A 254-nucleotide genomic window follows, 5' to 3' on the forward strand; every position below is an offset into this window, starting at 1 on the left:
CAGTACATTGTCTTCTGCTGGGATTCCTATATTGACCAGCAGACCTATGAAACCAGCGCCGTCTTCGGCCCCGAAACCTGGCTGAGGATGAAAACACCTGCCGATCATACCCGCCCATCGGGCGCCCCTGTCTGGTACAACAGAATGGTGTTTGGCCTGTCTCCCGGCGGCAAGGTCAAAATCTGGTTTTCCGATGTCGCCGGACGCCCCAGCCTGCCGGTCACGCCCCTGAAACTGACAACCCGCTCCGGCAA

Annotated in this window: 1 protein-coding gene; it reads left to right on the forward strand. The window is 58.7% G+C overall.

Annotated features, from left to right (window positions below; all coding sequences use genetic code 11):
• Positions 1-254 (forward strand): DUF2931 family protein (locus OGX90_RS01140; protein WP_286609166.1); only part of this gene is annotated, 254 nt, incomplete at both ends.

This window comes from Citrobacter sp. Cpo012 (assembly GCF_030333015.1).
In the GTDB taxonomy this organism is placed as follows: domain Bacteria; phylum Pseudomonadota; class Gammaproteobacteria; order Enterobacterales; family Enterobacteriaceae; genus Citrobacter; species Citrobacter portucalensis.